The sequence below is a fragment of the Fodinibius saliphilus genome, assembly GCF_005869845.1.
GTDB classification, from domain to species: domain Bacteria; phylum Bacteroidota; class Rhodothermia; order Balneolales; family Balneolaceae; genus Fodinibius; species Fodinibius saliphilus.
This window is the reverse complement of record NZ_VAWF01000001.1, coordinates 882093-897346: the sequence shown is the minus strand read 5'-3', so window position 1 is coordinate 897346 and position 15254 is coordinate 882093. Positions and strand designations below refer to the sequence as shown.

Annotated in this window: 15 protein-coding genes; 9 read left to right on the top strand and 6 right to left on the bottom strand. The window is 39.5% G+C overall.

The window, feature by feature from the left end; translation table 11 throughout:
- Window positions 1–194 precede the first annotated feature (194 nt).
- Genes tatA through FCN14_RS03670 form a run of 6 tightly spaced genes read left to right on the top strand, consistent with a single transcriptional unit; the run spans window position 195 to window position 5550 of the window.
- Entirely contained in the window at window positions 195–419 is a 225-nt protein-coding gene (gene tatA / locus FCN14_RS03695) for a twin-arginine translocase TatA/TatE family subunit (RefSeq protein ID WP_138429736.1), read from the top strand.
- 19 nt (window positions 420–438) lie between these two features.
- Window positions 439–1971 (top strand): amidase family protein, encoded by a 1533-nt coding sequence (locus FCN14_RS03690; RefSeq protein ID WP_138429735.1) that lies wholly within the window; start codon window positions 439–441, stop codon window positions 1969–1971.
- A 15-nt stretch (window positions 1972–1986) separates the two neighbouring features.
- Window positions 1987–2754, top strand: a complete 768-nt coding sequence (locus tag FCN14_RS03685) for an SDR family NAD(P)-dependent oxidoreductase (RefSeq protein WP_138429734.1) — start codon at window positions 1987–1989, stop codon at window positions 2752–2754.
- Window positions 2747–3745 carry a M28 family peptidase gene (locus FCN14_RS03680; protein ID WP_138429733.1) on the top strand — a complete coding sequence of 333 codons (999 nt, stop codon included), beginning with the start codon at window positions 2747–2749 and terminating at the stop codon, window positions 3743–3745. Before FCN14_RS03685 ends, FCN14_RS03680 begins: the two co-directional genes overlap by 8 nt.
- A 30-nt stretch (window positions 3746–3775) precedes the next feature.
- The gene (gene prmA / locus FCN14_RS03675; protein WP_138429732.1) at window positions 3776–4615 is read left to right on the top strand and encodes a 50S ribosomal protein L11 methyltransferase; all 840 of its coding nucleotides are present in this window, start codon (window positions 3776–3778) and stop codon (window positions 4613–4615) included.
- Window positions 4615–5550 carry a Ppx/GppA phosphatase family protein gene (locus FCN14_RS03670; protein ID WP_138429731.1) on the top strand — a complete coding sequence of 312 codons (936 nt, stop codon included), beginning with the start codon at window positions 4615–4617 and terminating at the stop codon, window positions 5548–5550. Before prmA ends, FCN14_RS03670 begins: the two co-directional genes overlap by 1 nt.
- Before the next feature lie 30 nt (window positions 5551–5580).
- Here FCN14_RS03670 and FCN14_RS03665 read toward each other — a convergent pair whose 3' ends face one another.
- Window positions 5581–6081, bottom strand: a complete 501-nt coding sequence (locus tag FCN14_RS03665; RefSeq protein ID WP_138429730.1) for an outer membrane protein — start codon at window positions 6079–6081, stop codon at window positions 5581–5583.
- 259 nt (window positions 6082–6340) lie between these two features.
- On the opposite strand from FCN14_RS03665, the gene FCN14_RS03660 reads away from it, so the two are divergent.
- Entirely contained in the window at window positions 6341–6979 is a 639-nt protein-coding gene (locus FCN14_RS03660) for an RNA polymerase sigma factor (RefSeq protein ID WP_138429729.1), read from the top strand.
- 28 nt (window positions 6980–7007) lie between these two features.
- On the opposite strand, the gene queG is transcribed toward FCN14_RS03660, so the two are convergent.
- From queG to FCN14_RS03635, 5 genes are all read right to left on the bottom strand, one after another.
- Window positions 7008–7961 (bottom strand): tRNA epoxyqueuosine(34) reductase QueG, encoded by a 954-nt coding sequence (gene queG, locus FCN14_RS03655; protein ID WP_138429728.1) that lies wholly within the window; start codon window positions 7959–7961, stop codon window positions 7008–7010.
- Window positions 7962–8072: 111 nt separating this feature from the next.
- Window positions 8073–8756 (bottom strand): cell division ATP-binding protein FtsE, encoded by a 684-nt coding sequence (gene ftsE / locus FCN14_RS03650; RefSeq protein WP_138429727.1) that lies wholly within the window; start codon window positions 8754–8756, stop codon window positions 8073–8075.
- On the bottom strand, window positions 8738–9523 hold the full coding sequence (locus FCN14_RS03645) for a class I SAM-dependent DNA methyltransferase (protein WP_138429726.1): 786 nt from the start codon (window positions 9521–9523) through the stop codon (window positions 8738–8740). Before FCN14_RS03645 ends, ftsE begins: the two co-directional genes overlap by 19 nt.
- Window positions 9520–10533 carry a 4-hydroxythreonine-4-phosphate dehydrogenase PdxA gene (gene pdxA, locus FCN14_RS03640; RefSeq protein WP_138429725.1) on the bottom strand — a complete coding sequence of 338 codons (1014 nt, stop codon included), beginning with the start codon at window positions 10531–10533 and terminating at the stop codon, window positions 9520–9522. The genes FCN14_RS03645 and pdxA overlap by 4 nt, the downstream gene beginning before the upstream one ends.
- A 3-nt stretch (window positions 10534–10536) precedes the next feature.
- Window positions 10537–11949, bottom strand: coding sequence for a GWxTD domain-containing protein (locus FCN14_RS03635; protein WP_138429724.1), 1413 nt, complete (start codon window positions 11947–11949; stop codon window positions 10537–10539).
- 162 nt (window positions 11950–12111) lie between these two features.
- Here FCN14_RS03635 and FCN14_RS03630 point away from each other — a divergent pair, with 162 nt between their 5' ends.
- Both FCN14_RS03630 and FCN14_RS03625 read left to right on the top strand, forming a co-directional pair.
- Window positions 12112–13740 (top strand): acyl-CoA carboxylase subunit beta, encoded by a 1629-nt coding sequence (locus FCN14_RS03630; protein WP_138429723.1) that lies wholly within the window; start codon window positions 12112–12114, stop codon window positions 13738–13740.
- 167 nt (window positions 13741–13907) lie between these two features.
- Window positions 13908–15254: an amidohydrolase family protein gene (locus FCN14_RS03625; protein ID WP_138429722.1), complete on the top strand. Its 1347-nt coding sequence runs from the start codon at window positions 13908–13910 to the stop codon at window positions 15252–15254.

Genomic DNA, 15254 nt, shown 5'->3' with positions numbered 1-15254 from the left:
ATAAAACTTCTTAATTTTGTTTTGGGTTCAACTATAAAACTGAGAACCTTAATAAAAGGTTTCATACATTAAATTCAAGTCATTTTTTTAGGAAAAAGCAATTATTTTTTTCTTTCTAATGCTCAAAGGTTTAGAAAATTATTCATATCTTAAGGTCTCATTAATCTTAAACTCAAAGTTAGAAGGAATATTTTATGTTAGGTGGATTTGGTGGTATGGAGGTTTTAATAATCCTGCTGGTTGTTTTATTGTTTTTTGGAGCAAAGCGGATACCCGAACTTGCTCGAGGAATCGGTCAGGGAATCAATGAATTCCAAAAAGCCTCAGATGAGATCAAAAAAGAGATCAAAGAAGGTGAAAAGGAAGGCTTAAGTTCTAGTGACAAGAACGAGGAAGAAGTTAAGAACAAAGAAGATTAATTAAAACCCATACTTATTGTTGAGTTTTTCAGATTTTAGCCAGGTTCAAGAATCACTTTTCTCTGGTGATCTAACACTCCCGGAAATTGTACAGCATTATATCACAAATATTGAGCAGCGCAATGATGAAGTCAATGCAGTAGTAAGCATTGATAAAGAAAGTGCGCTTAGTAGAGCGCAAGATATTCAGGAACGTATCGATAACGGAACGGCCGGTAAGTTGGCCGGGATGGTTGTTGGAGTCAAAGACCTGATTTGTGAGCGTGATAAACAAGCTACCTGTGCATCAAATATTCTTTCAGACTTTGAGAGCGTTTACGATGCCACGGTGATAGAACGTTTACGAAATGAGGATGCCATTTTATTGGGGCGCTTGAACATGGATGAATTTGCCATGGGATCATCAACTGAGAATACTATTTACGGGCCAACCCATAACCCGCTTGATACTGATAAGGTAGCCGGTGGATCGTCGGGGGGTAGTGCTGCTGCAGTGGCGGCAGATTTTTGTACTGCTTCTCTCGGCTCCGATACAGGCGGATCTATTAGACAGCCTGCTTCATATTGTGGGGTAGTAGGACTAAAACCTACATATGGGCGTGTTTCTCGTCACGGGTTAATTGCTTTTGCTTCATCCTTCGATTGTATTGGCCCACTTACACATTCGGTAAAAGATGCTGCTATACTGCTGGAAACGATAGCAGGACCAGATCCGAATGACAACACTTCTTCAAGTCGAACTGTACCTAATTATCGACAGTTTGCTGAAGAGCCGGATGCGAATATTCGTATCGGTGTTCCAGAAGAGTATTTTGGGGAAGGTCTTGACGAAGAGATTAAAGAGGGGATACAGTTAAAATTGGATGAACTTGAACAGAATGGAGCAGAATTGGTCCCCATCCACCTGCCACACATGAAGTATAGTATTGCTACCTACTATATTTTGGCAACAGCCGAAGCGTCCAGTAATCTTGCTCGATATGATGGCATTCGTTACGGTCATCGTGCTGATATCAAAGATGTAGAAGAAGATCTCAAGTTAGAACGTGAAGCAATTACTGACCAGATAAAACAGGTTGAGGGCGAAAAAAAGGTTGAGCTAAGTGCCAAGCTTGATGATATGGACTCAGCTTTAGTTCGACTTTATAAAAAGAGTAGAACCGAAGGGTTTGGTCCCGAAGTAAAACGCCGCATAATGCTGGGTACTTATGTGTTGAGTGCCGGTTATTATGATGCTTACTATGCCAAAGCCCAAAAAGTTCGCCGTTTAATTAAAGAGGATTTTACCAAAGCTTTTGAAGATGTTGATGTCATCATATCACCAACGGCACCAACCACGGCCTTTGATCTTGGGACTAATGAAGATAATCCAGTGCAAATGTATCTCAATGATATTTATACTACATCTGCCAACCTTGCTGGAATTTGTGGGTTGAGTGTACCTGCAGGCACTCACTCTAATGGATTGCCATACGGCCTACAGTTTATGGCAGATACCTTTGAAGAGGGAAAGCTGTTTAATGCGGGTCGACTTATTGAGCAACTGGATTAATTTAATATTTCAATAATGACTAATCGATTGGAAGAGAAATGGGTTTTTGTTACCGGTGCTACTTCTGGTATCGGTAAGGCGACGGCCAAAATATTTGCTAACGCAAGTTGTAATCTTATTATTAATGGGCGTCGCAAAAAAAGGCTTGAGCAACTTCAAAAGCAGCTGAAAGAACAACATGCTGTTGCAGTAGAAATTGCCTGTTTTGATGTTCGTGATCGACAAGTTTGTTCCGATTTTATATCAGAACTCGAGCCATCTGTGGATATACTTATCAATAACGCAGGTTTAGCGCGAGGAAAAGATGCGGTCTATGATGCCCCATTTGAAGACTGGGATGAGATGATAGATACTAATATCAAGGGAGTTTTGAATATGACTCGCCTTATAAGTCCCTCGATGAAAGAACGAAATACCGGGCATATTATTAACGTAGGGTCTATTGCAGGGCATGAAAGCTATCCGGGCGGGTCGGTCTACTGTGCCAGTAAGCATGCAGTTAAGGCTTTTACTGAAGCTACAAAAAAAGACTTACATGGCACCAATGTACGGGTAAGTATGGTCTCTCCGGGACTAGTGGAAACAGAATTTAGTAACGTTCGTTTCCATGGGGATGATGAACGAGCTGATGAAGTTTATAACAATTTGGATCCTTTAACAGGAGAAGATATTGCCGAGATTATTCTATTTATGGCTAATCGACCGCCTCACGTGAATATTATGGATTCTATCGTATTACCGGTATCGCAATCCTCGTCATCGATGGTTGCCCGCAATGAATAAAAGCATTGTTTTTACTTTTTTTTGTTTTGCCGCCTTCTTGCTTGTTGGATGTGGAGAAGAAGAATCATCTAATCAGAGATTGTCGTTTCAGGAGCAAGGCCAGTTTGTACCTGATTTCAATGCCGATAGTGCTTATCATTTCATTGAAAAGCAGGTTGCATTTGGTCCGCGTAATCCTGGATCAAAGGGGCACCTCAAAGGTCGAAACTACCTATTAGATAAATTAAGGGAATATGCTTCCGAGCGAGCTGTATATCCTCAAGATTTTACTGCAGAAGGATATAACGGAGAAATCTTAGAGCTCACCAATATTATTGCTGCGTTTAACACACAAAGCTCAGATCGAATAATGTTATGTGCACATTGGGACACACGTCCCCGTGCTGATAAAGCCGATATAAACAAGCAAAAACCCATTTTGGGAGCTGATGACGGCGGCAGTGGGGTTGGTATTCTCTTAGAGCTGGCTCGCTTGTTTCAGCAGCACCCTCCACCTATTGGCGTCGATATCGTCCTTTTTGATGGTGAGGATTATGGCAAAGAGGGTGATTTAGATAATTATTTCCTCGGGTCAAGATATTGGGCACAAAATCCGCCGGTAAAAGGATATTCTCCCCGTTTTGGAATCTTATTAGATATGGTAGGAGGGGATGGAGCAACTTTTCCTAAAGAACAGTACTCCATGCGTTTTGCACCGGCGCTGGTTAATGAATTATGGTCAATTGCTGATGAAAAAGGTTGGGGCAATCTGTTTTTGGATAAAAAAGGCAATGCTATTTCCGATGATCATGTTATAGTTAATAGGGAACTTCAATTACCTACTATTGATATTATTCGACATCGCGTTACAGATAAGGGTGCAGAATTTGCTCCTTATTGGCATACCCATGATGACGATATGGGTGTGATTAGTCATAACACCCTGGATGGGGTAGGTCGTGTATTATCTGAATTAATATATAATCGGATTGCAAGATCTCCTCAAGAGTAAATGGGGAAAAAGATCCTCTAAATTTCATTTATGAAATATATTAAACTGGTTATCAAGATTGCTGATAAGTACCAAGAAAGTTTGATTGCTGAGCTTTTTGATATGGATTTTGACGGCTTTGAACAACGTGAGAGTTCTATTATCGCCTATATTGCAAAAAAGAATTTTGGAATTAATGATAGAGAAAGAGTTGACCAGCTGTTAGGAGCATATCCGGGAAACGGGTATATAGAAACAGAGGAAATAGTTGCTGATCAGAATTGGAATGAACAGTGGGAACAGACTGTAAAAGCCCAAGAGATAGGAAGTTTTTTTGTAAAACCTACCTGGTCACAAGCTACTGTGCCGGATGACAAAATATTATTGGAGATCGATCCTAAAATGTCCTTTGGGACCGGCTATCATGAGACTACTCGATTGATGTTAAAAGCATTGCCCGACCTCTTAGATGGAGATGACACAGTGATCGATGCTGGAACTGGTACAGGTATATTATCCATAGCTGCAATTAAGTTAGGAGCGAAAGAAGTACTCGCTTTTGATATTAATGAATGGAGTATTACTAATACTCATGAAAATATATTACTCAATGGAATCAATGATAGTATTACGGTAAAACAGGGTTCAACTGAGGTAATTACTGAGGGTACCCGAGTAGATTTGGTCTTGGTGAATATTGAAAAAAATGTAATACTTACTTTGTTAGAAGATTTAGTAGTAGCATTGAAGAAAGAGGGGCAGTTACTGTTATCCGGGCTCTTGGAAACTGATTTACCCCAGATGAAAGAAGAACTTAAAGATCGTTTTGAGATAGTTGAGGTCTATCAGGAGAATGAGTGGATCGCAATTCAGGCAAAAAAAATCAATTGATGAGAGCATCTATTGATATAGGTACAAATACGGTACTGTTACTTGTGGCCAAAGTATCTGATGGTGAGCTAAAAGTAGTAAATGAGCAACAGCGTGTACCTCGCTTGGGAGAAGGAGTTGATAAAGAGAGGAATCTAAGTGAAAAAGCAATAAGAAGAGTAATAGACGCATTAATATACTTCCGAAAAGTTCTCAAGGAGAATTATCCTTCGGTAAAAACTATTAAGGTTACAGCAACAAGTGCAGTGAGAGATGCCAATAACCGGAATGAGTTTATAAAACAAGTTAAACAGGAAGCTGGCTTTGAAGTATCAGTGTTAAATGGCTATGAAGAAGCACAGTTTACTTTTTGGGGTTCGCAAAGCGTACTTACTGTTGAGAAACCGATTGCCGTTATTGATATCGGCGGAGGGAGCACAGAAATAGCTGTCGGCTCTCCTGCTGAAGGACTAACTGATCGCCATTCATTTAATATGGGATGTGTGCGATTCACCGAACGCTATCTTTTCGCAAATCCTCCTAATCGCAACCAGATTGAAGATTGTCGCACAGAAATCAAAAATGTTTTGATCAACAGGCCGTTTTCTTTTGCAGAAGGTACGAAATTAGTGGGGGTAGCAGGTACCGTTACTTCTTTGGTTTATATGGAATTAGGTCTCAGATCTTATAATGCTGAAGCATTGAATGAATATCAATTGGAGGTCGCTACTCTCCGAAAATGGATTGCGTATATTCAACAGCAGAATAGCTCTGAGTTAATTGATGAATATCCAGAAGTGATGAAGGGAAGGGCAGATATTTTTTTAGCCGGATTGCTTATTTTAGAGCAAACGATGGAATTATATAACTTTGATAGGTTATTGGTTTCGACTGGGGGTATTCGGCATGGGGCAATTCTAAAATCTATGGAAAATAAAAAAGGGCGTCCTGAATAGGACGCCCGGAAAATATAATTCAAATAGATCTTATAAACCGAATCGAAGGCCAGCAGAAATACCTAACTGGTCAGCATCTCCAAGAACATATTTTAATTCGGTGTAGAGATCAGCAAAACCAAGGCCGAATTCAGCACCGCCACCGAGGTTAAGCCCAACCTCTGAATTGCTTGCTGAGGCCGTAAAACCACCACTGCTTACTGTAGCTTCAACAGTAGCATAGTTAAGACCTCCTAAGGCATATACCGTAGTGGTTGCTTCAGATAAGAAAACATAGTGTACATTGGCATTTAGTTCCCACCAAGAAGTATCAACTCCATTTTCTTCTTTGCCGAAGAAATAGACAAAATCTGCGGCTCCTCTAAAGCTTTCGTTGAAACCAACTACAGCGCCAGCTTGTATACCTATAGATTCGATCTCCGTACCATAAGCTAATCCTCCGCCTGCTTTAAAGTCTTGAGCATAAGTGTTGGTATTTGAAAAGAATAGTACCCCTAGAATTAAGCATCCTAATGTTAGTAGTTTTTTCATTGTCAGTAAGCTTTATTGTTTTTGGTTAGTGATTAACTTCAAACTGATGAAGTTGTTATTTGATATGTAAGACCTCTTGAAAACGTAAACCTTACAATTTAATTTGCGTCACTCTTATAATGCGTTTCATTATATACAAAAAGCTCAAAAAAATAAATGTTTTTATGTTTTTTCTAAAAGCAGATGGGAAAAATGTTTTCGATTCAGTATGTTAAGACACTAAAATTAACACCTGTTTAGTTCAATTTTTTAATTGGTAATGTCAGAAAATCAGACAGCAAGTGAAGAAGGGTATGAATCTCCTCGTGAGAATGCCTCTGAAAGTAGTCTCGAAGATGATAAACTTGTAAAACAAGCTATTGGGGGCGAAGAGGAGGCTTATACCAAGTTGGTAGATAAATACCAGCGCGCATTGTTTTTCCATATTTTAAAGATGGTAAAAGACCGAGAGCAGGTTGAAGATTTGGTTCAGGAAGCTTTTGTAAAAGCTTTTGATAATTTGAATACCTACAATACTAATTATGCTTTTTCAACGTGGTTGTATCGTATTGCTACCAATCACACCATTGATTATCTGCGTAAGAAAAAGCTAAAAACACTCTCTATTGATGATCCTGTAAAGACAAAAGACGGGGAGATGGAGATGCAGCTACCGGATGAATCGGCAAGTACCGATCGTGATATTATAAAAAAGCAGCGCAAAAAAATTGTTCAAAATGCGATAAAAGAGCTACCCGAAAAATATCGGAAGGTTATTGAGCTGCGCCATATGGAGGAGAAAAGTTACAAAGAGATTGCCGATATATTGGATTCACCATTGGGAACGGTGAAAGCCCATATATTTAGAGCACGAGAATTATTGTACAAAGAGCTTAAAGACAAGAAAGGGCGTTTCTAGTATTCACAATTCGTCAACTTCGGATGAATTAAGCATTCTCGTGTCTTAAATTACTGGCCACAGCAGCAATATTGTCTTTATATTTTTCGAATTTAGCCCTACGAATGGGAGTTCCTTCAAACAGTGCGTCATACTGTTTAATATCAAGCTCTTCCCAAAAATTGATATCATGGTCCAGTAATATTTCGCGTGGTGCTAAATCTTCGATTTTGCTGTATACAGCATTTCTATTCCAAGGACATACATCCTGACAAATATCGCATCCGAACATCCAATCACCCACGTCATCGCGTTGCTCTTCTGGAATTTCTTCTTTGAGCTCAATGGTTAAATAGGATATACATTTTGTAGCATCTACGCGGTAAGGCTCATATATAGCATTGGTTGGGCATGAGTCTATACATTGCGTGCAACTGCCACAGTGGTCGGTGATAGGCGCATCATACTGGAACTCTGCATCGATGATCATTTCGCCAATAAAAAAGAATGACCCCATGTTTTTGTTCAGGATGTTTGAATTTTTACCCATCCAACCCAAACCGGAACGCACCGCCCACGCTTTATCGAGTACAGGAGCAGAATCAACAAATACGCGACCTTCTAATCCCCCCAACAGTTCTTCTGTTTCGGCATAAAGTGTTTTGAGCTTCTGCTTAAATACTTTGTGATAGTCTCGTCCTTGAGCATATTTAGCTATTTGAGGGCTACTATCTTTAGCCATTTGCTTACGGTGGCGGGGATGGAAATAGCTGGCTATTACTGATACTACCGATTTAGCACCTGGCACAAGCTTAGTCGGGTCTACTCGTTTATCAAAATGGTTTTCCATCCAGCCCATTTTGCCATTACGATCTTGGTTTAACCACTCTCTTAAACGACGTTCTTCTGTTTCCAGTCGCCCGGCTTTAGCGAAACCACAGGCGTTAAACCCTAGTCGAAGGGCTTTTTCTCGTACCTTTTGTGTGCGGTCATGCAGATTCATGGCGTGAGACTAAAAACATTTGTCTACCAATGCAGGTAGTTTACTCAATAACGAGAGTTGTCTTTAAATGTAATGATTGTGGTATTGTAAATAAATAACCTCAATAGCTTATTACAACCCTTTGACATCTATCTCTTTAATTTCTCCCTCTTCAAGCTTAAGAGTTCGGTAGGGATACTGTTTTACGGTATCATAGTCATGTGTCACCATCAGGACGGCCATGCCTCGGTTATTAATCTGCTTAAGCAGATCCATGATCTCTGAAGAAGCAGCCGGATCAAGGTTGCCTGTTGGTTCATCGGCCAACATAATGCGAGGTTCATTGGCCAGTGCACGGGCAATAACAACTCGCTGCTGTTCGCCTCCTGAAAGATCTTCGGGCATATTACGGCGTTTATGGCTTAGTCCAACCATCCCTAATACTTCTAATACTCTCTGTTTAATGAAGCTTTTCTTTTCGCCGGTAACTTGTAGAGAAAAAGCTACGTTTTCATAAACAGTACGATCGGGTAGAAGCTGGAAGTCTTGAAATACAATTCCCAGGCGACGGCGTAAATAGGGTACTTTTTTATCTTTTAGGGAAGTAACATTCATTCCAGCTACCGATACCGATCCTTCATCGGGTAATAGGTCGCGATATATGAGTCGTAAAAAAGAGCTTTTTCCGGCCCCGGTTTGGCCAATAAGGTAGGCAAATTCTCCATTACCTAAACTAAAATTGATATTATCAAGTACCGGTCGGTGATCGTATGAGACACTAACGTTTTGAAATTTAATTACTGAATGTTGGGACATTGTAAAACCATTGTGATTCGTAAACTATGTTCATCTGCTTCTTCAAATTCGAAGTCGCTATATTTCGCTATTAAGTTATACGCTGTTTCATCGATAATATCAAGCATTTGTTCAAGGGTATAGGCGCGTTGACTGTGTGATTCCTGGTATTCAGCTAATACAGTTTCTCGATCCTCTGCGAGTTTTCGAATCTTAAAATCATTAACATGAATTTGATCACCGGAATCATAGGTGCTTTTCCGAAAGAAATGATATCCGTCATCAGTATATCCTTCTTCGTTATGCAAATAATCTATTGCACGCATTGAGTTTTTAGGGGTCGTAAAATCAAATATTAACAGACTTTGCGAATCTAGCACCACTTTAACTTCTTTTAAAAACTGTTTTATCTCTTCAGGGGAATGTAAATAATTGATACTATCAAATACAGAAACAACAATATCAAAGGTTTGATCCAGATTGATATCGAGGAAGTCCATGACCTCAAAGTCGACGTTACATCTCATTTCTTTATTTTTTTCTCGTGCTTTGGTGATCATGTGGGGAGATTTGTCAGTCCCTAAAATGTCATAGCATTCTAACTCGTCAAGAGAAAGGGCCAGAGAACCGGTACCACAGGCTAGTTCTAATACTGTTTCAGGATTAGGATGATGATTTAACATTAGGGCATCAATAAAATCAGCCCAAAGGTCATAGTTGACATCCTGCATGACGGAATCATAGATATCGGCTAGTTTAGAATATTCCGGATATTCAATAGTACTCATGAGTGTATTACTTCATTTTGGCGATTCTTAGCAAGAGTTACTGCTAGTTCAAAAGCTTGGGTAAAAGAAGATGAGTTGGCTTTGCCCGCTCCTGCAATGTCGAAAGCGGTACCATGGTCAGGCGATGTGCGAATAATCGGGAGGCCTGCCGTAAAATTAACACCGGCTCCAAAAGAGAGGGTTTTAAAAGGGATCAGTCCCTGATCATGATACATGGCTAATATACCATCATATTCTTTGTATTTTCGGTTTCCGAAAAAACCATCAGCGGGATGAGGCCCACTTGCATTAATGCCTCCTTCATAGGCTTTTTCGATAGTAGGTGATATTATTTCAATTTCTTCATTCCCAATAATACCACCGTCACCGGCATGTGGATTTAAGCCCAATACGGCAATGTTGGGATGCTCGATGTTAAAATCATTTTTAAGGCTTCGATCCATAATTGAGAGATGGTGCAATATATTTTGCTCGGTAATTTCGTCAGCTACCGAAGCCAAAGGCACATGAACGGAAGTCAACCCTACTCTCAGTCCATTATTAACTAACATCATCATGAAGTCTGTACAGTTGGTATGCTCAGCTAAAAATTCGGTATGACCCGGAATTTGGTAGCCAGCAATATTGACGGCTTCTTTTGATATAGGTGCTGTAACAAGAGCATCAGCAAAATTGCTTTTACATAGTTCAATGCCTTTTTCTACAGCAAGCATAGCACATTTGCCGGACTGTTTGGTAAATATACCGGGGTTAACATCAGGTGATTCATCACCATAGCACTCAAGAATATTTACGTGACCCTCTTTTATATTATCAATGCTATGAATTTGATGATATTTAACCTCTTCTGTAATTCTCTTAGAATAAAAGTCGAATACATCAGCATTACCCAGAATAATTGGGGTAACAGAATCCCTTGGTTGTATGGCCAGTGTTTTTAATATGACTTCTGGACCAATTCCGTTGAAATCACCGCTACTGATTACTATTCGCTGATTTATTGTCGACATAAACTAAAGCTTTTCTTTTGAGACCAGTTTAAAGTCCCCAAACCCTGTTGTGGCATGAAATATAAATTTTCTGGATGGGTAGGTCCAGATCTCTGTTGTAGGGCCGTTTGTAGGAAACTTTCGTTGCATATCTTTTGGGGGGCCAAACTTAATATAAACTTTACCACGGTCACTTTTATGACCTGCTCTGTTTTGGGTTGAAAATTTGTTGTAAGCATAATCTATACGCCGATAATACTCGGCCATAAGTTCATTATAATCTGTATTTGGGCTTGGGTCTCGCTCTTTCCAAAAATTATGGAATTTTTGTTCTCTTTCTTTGGCCGAACCATTTGATAGACGATCAAGTGTTTTGTCATCGACGATATAGTGCAACATATCTATTGCAACATTTAAGTTGAGCAGACTTTTGGGCATATCTACCCAAATAGATTTATAAGTTTCATAAACGATAGCCTTATCCTGACCGCTTTTTGAAATTGTTAAGCGATAAAATCCATTTGGGAATTTCTTATTAGGTACTTTAACTAAGGCATAGGTATAGCTATTCTCAATATTCTGTAGGCGGATTTGAGTTTTACCCTCTTTATCTTTTGATAGAGTAGGAAGAACCTCTGTTTTAATGTCATCTCTGGAAAGAGTATGTGAATAAACAGTACTACTTTGGCTTGTATCTTTTTGTGAGACTTCCAGATTATTTATCTCAAGTGAGTAATTGGTTGTAGAATCGTAGTCAGGGATATACGCCAGCATATAAAAATTCTTGCCATAAGTTACATTGCTGCCTAATCGTGATAAACTCAACTGTAAATCTCCATTTTCTTTTGTGAGTTTATTCCCCAAAATAACGTTACCCTTCTTTCCATTTTTGAAGGAGGAGATATGTACTGTTTGTCTTTGCGATATTCTGCTTTGAGAATCTGTACTTTTTTTCATTTGCAGTACATAATCATACGTTCCGGGGGGTAACGGTATTTTTAAATATCTGTTTAAAAAATATTCCCTAGATTGGCTTTGTTCATAGTTTTTAGCATAAACAGTGTCTTCCCAAAAGTCCCGGGCAATAGGCTCTAATCCCTCAATTGAGAATTCATCATTTGAAGATGAGTGTGTTTTTGTATTTTTAAAAACCTCTACATTGAATTCAAGACTGGTAGAAAAATCATTTCCATTATTAGAATGGTCATTTTTCTTAAAATGTAAATAGCTGTAAGGCATACTGAATACAATACCTAAGGTAACAGTCGAGTCTGACTTTTCCGGTAAGGTAATTATATGAACCGAAATAGGGTTCTTTTCTTTTGTATTTACTAATTGTTGGTATTCCGTATTCCATTGGGCAGAAGCAGTATCGGAAATAAAAAGCATACCCAAGACAAACAGCGCTGTTGATAATAAATAATTAAATGATTTCACAGCTCATCTGATTTGTTAGAAATTGTATTTACCCGAAAAAAGAACAAAGTAATGAACTTGAATCGAAATAGATACATTCATTACTTTTGCAATTGCTAAAAATCGTTATTTTGAGAACGCTTAAAAACAATAATCTAGTATCTATAAAACGTTATCCGCTCTATGAGTTCCAGCAATTCTAGTTCTTCGCAAGATTTAAAATCACTTATTAAGCAGATTAATGAAACTGAAAATGAGATAAAAAAAGGAGGTGGAGAGAAAAGGATTGCGAAACATCATAATAAAGGTAAGCTCACGGCTCGTGAACGTATCGATATGTTAATTGATGAGGATACGGAGCTCTATGAATTGGGGCTATGGGCCGGATACGAGATGTATGAAGAGGAAGGCGGATGCCCGTCTGGTGGAGTGGTAACGGGAATCGGCAGTGTATCGGGGAGAGATTGTATTATTGTAGCCAATGATGCAACCGTAAAAGCGGGGGCTTGGTTTCCAATAACGGCAAAGAAAAATTTAAGGGCTCAGGAGATTGCATTAGAAAATAAACTCCCTATTCTTTATCTGGTTGATTCTGCAGGGGTTTACCTTCCGATGCAGGATGAAATATTTCCGGATAAAGACCATTTTGGTCGAATTTTTAGAAATAATGCTCGCTTAAGTGCCGAAGGAATCCCACAGATTGCTGCTATTATGGGCAGCTGTGTGGCAGGAGGGGCATATTTACCCATTATGAGTGATGAAGCATTAATTGTGGATGGTACCGGTAGTGTGTTCTTGGCCGGAAGTTATCTTGTAAAAGCAGCAATAGGTGAAGACGTAGATAATGAAACACTCGGTGGTGCCACTACCCATACAGAAATAAGTGGGGTAACAGATTATAAGGTTCAAGATGATGAAGAGTGTTTAGAGACTGTACGAGATCTGGTAGATAAGTTGGGGCCTTTTGACAAGGCGGGTTTCAATCGAACAGAAGCTGTAGCCCCTGCACGCAATGCGGATGAAATTTTTGATGTTTTCCCTGATGATAGAACAAAACCTTATGATATGCATGAGGTTTTGGAATGTGTAGTTGATAAAGATTCATTTACAGAGTTTAAAAAGGGCTACGGACAAACATTAATTACGGGTTTCGCTCGTATTGACGGATGGAGTGTAGGTATTGTTGCTAATCAGCGCAAAATTACCCGGACTAATAAGGGGGAAATGCAGGTTGGTGGGGTCATATATTCTGACTCAGCCGATAAAGCAGCACGGTTTATAATGAACTGTAACCAGAAAAAAATACCACTGGTCTTTTTACAAGATGTTTCAGGTTTCATGATTGGGAAGCGAGCAGAACATGGAGGAATCATTAAAGATGGTGCTAAAATGGTGAATGCGGTATCTAACAGTACGGTACCCAAGATTACTATTGTTGTTGGTAATAGTTATGGCGCCGGAAACTATGCCATGTGTGGTAGAGCTTATGATCCTCGCTTTATGTATGCCTGGCCATCAGCTCAGATAGCAGTAATGGGAGGAACACAAGCTGCTAAAGTTTTAACTCAAATTCGGGTTTCATCACTTGAAAAACAGGGTAAAGAGATTACTGAAGAGGAAGAGCAACAGATTATGAAAGAGATTAGTGAGCGATATGAACACCAAACAGATGCACGTTATGCCGCTGCACGACTATGGGTAGATGGTATTATTAATCCTGTTGATACACGTGATAGAATTTCACACGCGATAAAATGTGCTAACCACAATCCTGAAATGGATGATTTTAAAACAGGTGTTATGCAGGTTTAAAAGGTCGGTTATCAGTAGTACCTGAAATAGGTAGGGGCATTGGCCGTACCTTGTAGTGAATAATTTCTTCTTCTCTTTACATCTTTTATCGTTTTGGAACTTTTATATCGTTAACAGATTGTTATTATTTCATTTCATAATTAAAACGACAATCCAATACCTATCTTATGAAGTTAGTGCGTACCACTGTGTTATGTATCGCCCTTCTGATGGTGTATTCATTACCAGTTTTGTCACAGACCTCACCTGCTGAGGCTTTTAAGAATGTGATAATTCATGCTGCAGATGGAGAAACCATAGAAAGTGGCACTATTGTTTGGCGTAATGGGGTAATAACCTCATTGGGCAAGGATGTGACCATTCCATTTGATGCTTATGTTCGTGATGGCGGTGACAGCCTCCATGTATATCCCGGATTTATTGATGGCCTGGCACATTGGGGAAGTCCCGATATTGCAAATGACTCAAAACAACCTGATGAGCCCGGAAACCCCAGCTATGCCAGAGCAGGTATACAACCAGATCGTTCAGCTGCAGACCAGTTAAAGTTTGATGATTCAGCATTTGACGACGCCCCCAAACATGGATTTACCACGGCTGCTATTGGTTTAAAGGGACGTATGCTGGCAGGACAAGTCGATTTGTTTTCGATCAACGGTGAAAAAACGAAAGAGCATATGCTTGAAAATGGTATAGGGGTATTAGCTCAATTTGAAGAGGCAGGGGGTACAGCTTATCCTTCTACTACAATGGGTATTATGACAACCTTCCGTCAATTATTCAACGATGCCGAGGCATTACGTCAACAGCAACAATACTATGCCTCAACATCTGGGAATTATTCTGCACCGGAAAAAGACAAGGTTTTGGAAGCATTATATCCCGTAATGGATCAGGAGCAACCTTTCTACTTTGCTGTTGATAGTAAAGAGAACATAGAACGACTTTTTTGGTTGCAAGATGAACTTGGCTTTGAGGTTGTGATTGTGTCTGGCAAGGAAGCATATAAGAAAGCTGATGCATTGAAAGAGCGTAATATTCCCGTATTGGCGAGTATTGATCTTCCAGAAAAGCCCGACTGGAAAAAGGCTGAAGAAAAGGAAGACGAAAGTGAAGCTAAAGAAGAGCTCGAAGAAGTAACCGAGGAGATGCGTGTATTTCGTGATCGGCAATTAACAGCTTATAAAGCAGATATTAGAAATATCCGAAAGCTTGTTGATGCTGGTGTGAAAGTAGGCTATGCCTCACATGGGATTAAGCTTTCCGATATTCAAAAGAATATTATAACCCTTAATGAAGAGGGCGAACTTTCCGAAGGTGATATTTTAAAAATGCTGACTCAGAATACAGCAGAAATTTTGGGATATGGGAATAAGATGGGAGACATTGCAGCAGGCAATATGGCCAGCTTTACAGTATTCTCTAAACCATTTACCGAGAAGGAAACGAAGGTCCTTTTCTCTGTATCAGATGGAAAGCTTTCAGAATTTGAATCAGAATCTTCCAACGAGTAA

What these genes read in the sequence shown, in the direction of transcription:
- FCN14_RS03670 (WP_138429731.1), top strand. Translation starts at nt 4,615, where the DNA reads ATGAGAGCATCTATTGATATAGGTACAAATACGGTACTGTTACTTGTG.
- pdxA (WP_138429725.1), bottom strand. Translation starts at nt 10,533, where the DNA reads ATGTCGACAATAAATCAGCGAATAGTAATCAGTAGCGGTGATTTCAAC.
- FCN14_RS03665 (WP_138429730.1), bottom strand. Translation starts at nt 6,081, where the DNA reads ATGAAAAAACTACTAACATTAGGATGCTTAATTCTAGGGGTACTATTC.
- FCN14_RS03685 (WP_138429734.1), top strand. Translation starts at nt 1,987, where the DNA reads ATGACTAATCGATTGGAAGAGAAATGGGTTTTTGTTACCGGTGCTACT.
- prmA (WP_138429732.1), top strand. Translation starts at nt 3,776, where the DNA reads ATGAAATATATTAAACTGGTTATCAAGATTGCTGATAAGTACCAAGAA.
- FCN14_RS03630 (WP_138429723.1), top strand. Translation starts at nt 12,112, where the DNA reads ATGAGTTCCAGCAATTCTAGTTCTTCGCAAGATTTAAAATCACTTATT.
- FCN14_RS03625 (WP_138429722.1), top strand. Translation starts at nt 13,908, where the DNA reads ATGAAGTTAGTGCGTACCACTGTGTTATGTATCGCCCTTCTGATGGTG.
- ftsE (WP_138429727.1), bottom strand. Translation starts at nt 8,756, where the DNA reads ATGTCCCAACATTCAGTAATTAAATTTCAAAACGTTAGTGTCTCATAC.
- queG (WP_138429728.1), bottom strand. Translation starts at nt 7,961, where the DNA reads ATGAATCTGCATGACCGCACACAAAAGGTACGAGAAAAAGCCCTTCGA.
- tatA (WP_138429736.1), top strand. Translation starts at nt 195, where the DNA reads ATGTTAGGTGGATTTGGTGGTATGGAGGTTTTAATAATCCTGCTGGTT.
- FCN14_RS03680 (WP_138429733.1), top strand. Translation starts at nt 2,747, where the DNA reads ATGAATAAAAGCATTGTTTTTACTTTTTTTTGTTTTGCCGCCTTCTTG.
- FCN14_RS03660 (WP_138429729.1), top strand. Translation starts at nt 6,341, where the DNA reads ATGTCAGAAAATCAGACAGCAAGTGAAGAAGGGTATGAATCTCCTCGT.
- FCN14_RS03645 (WP_138429726.1), bottom strand. Translation starts at nt 9,523, where the DNA reads ATGAGTACTATTGAATATCCGGAATATTCTAAACTAGCCGATATCTAT.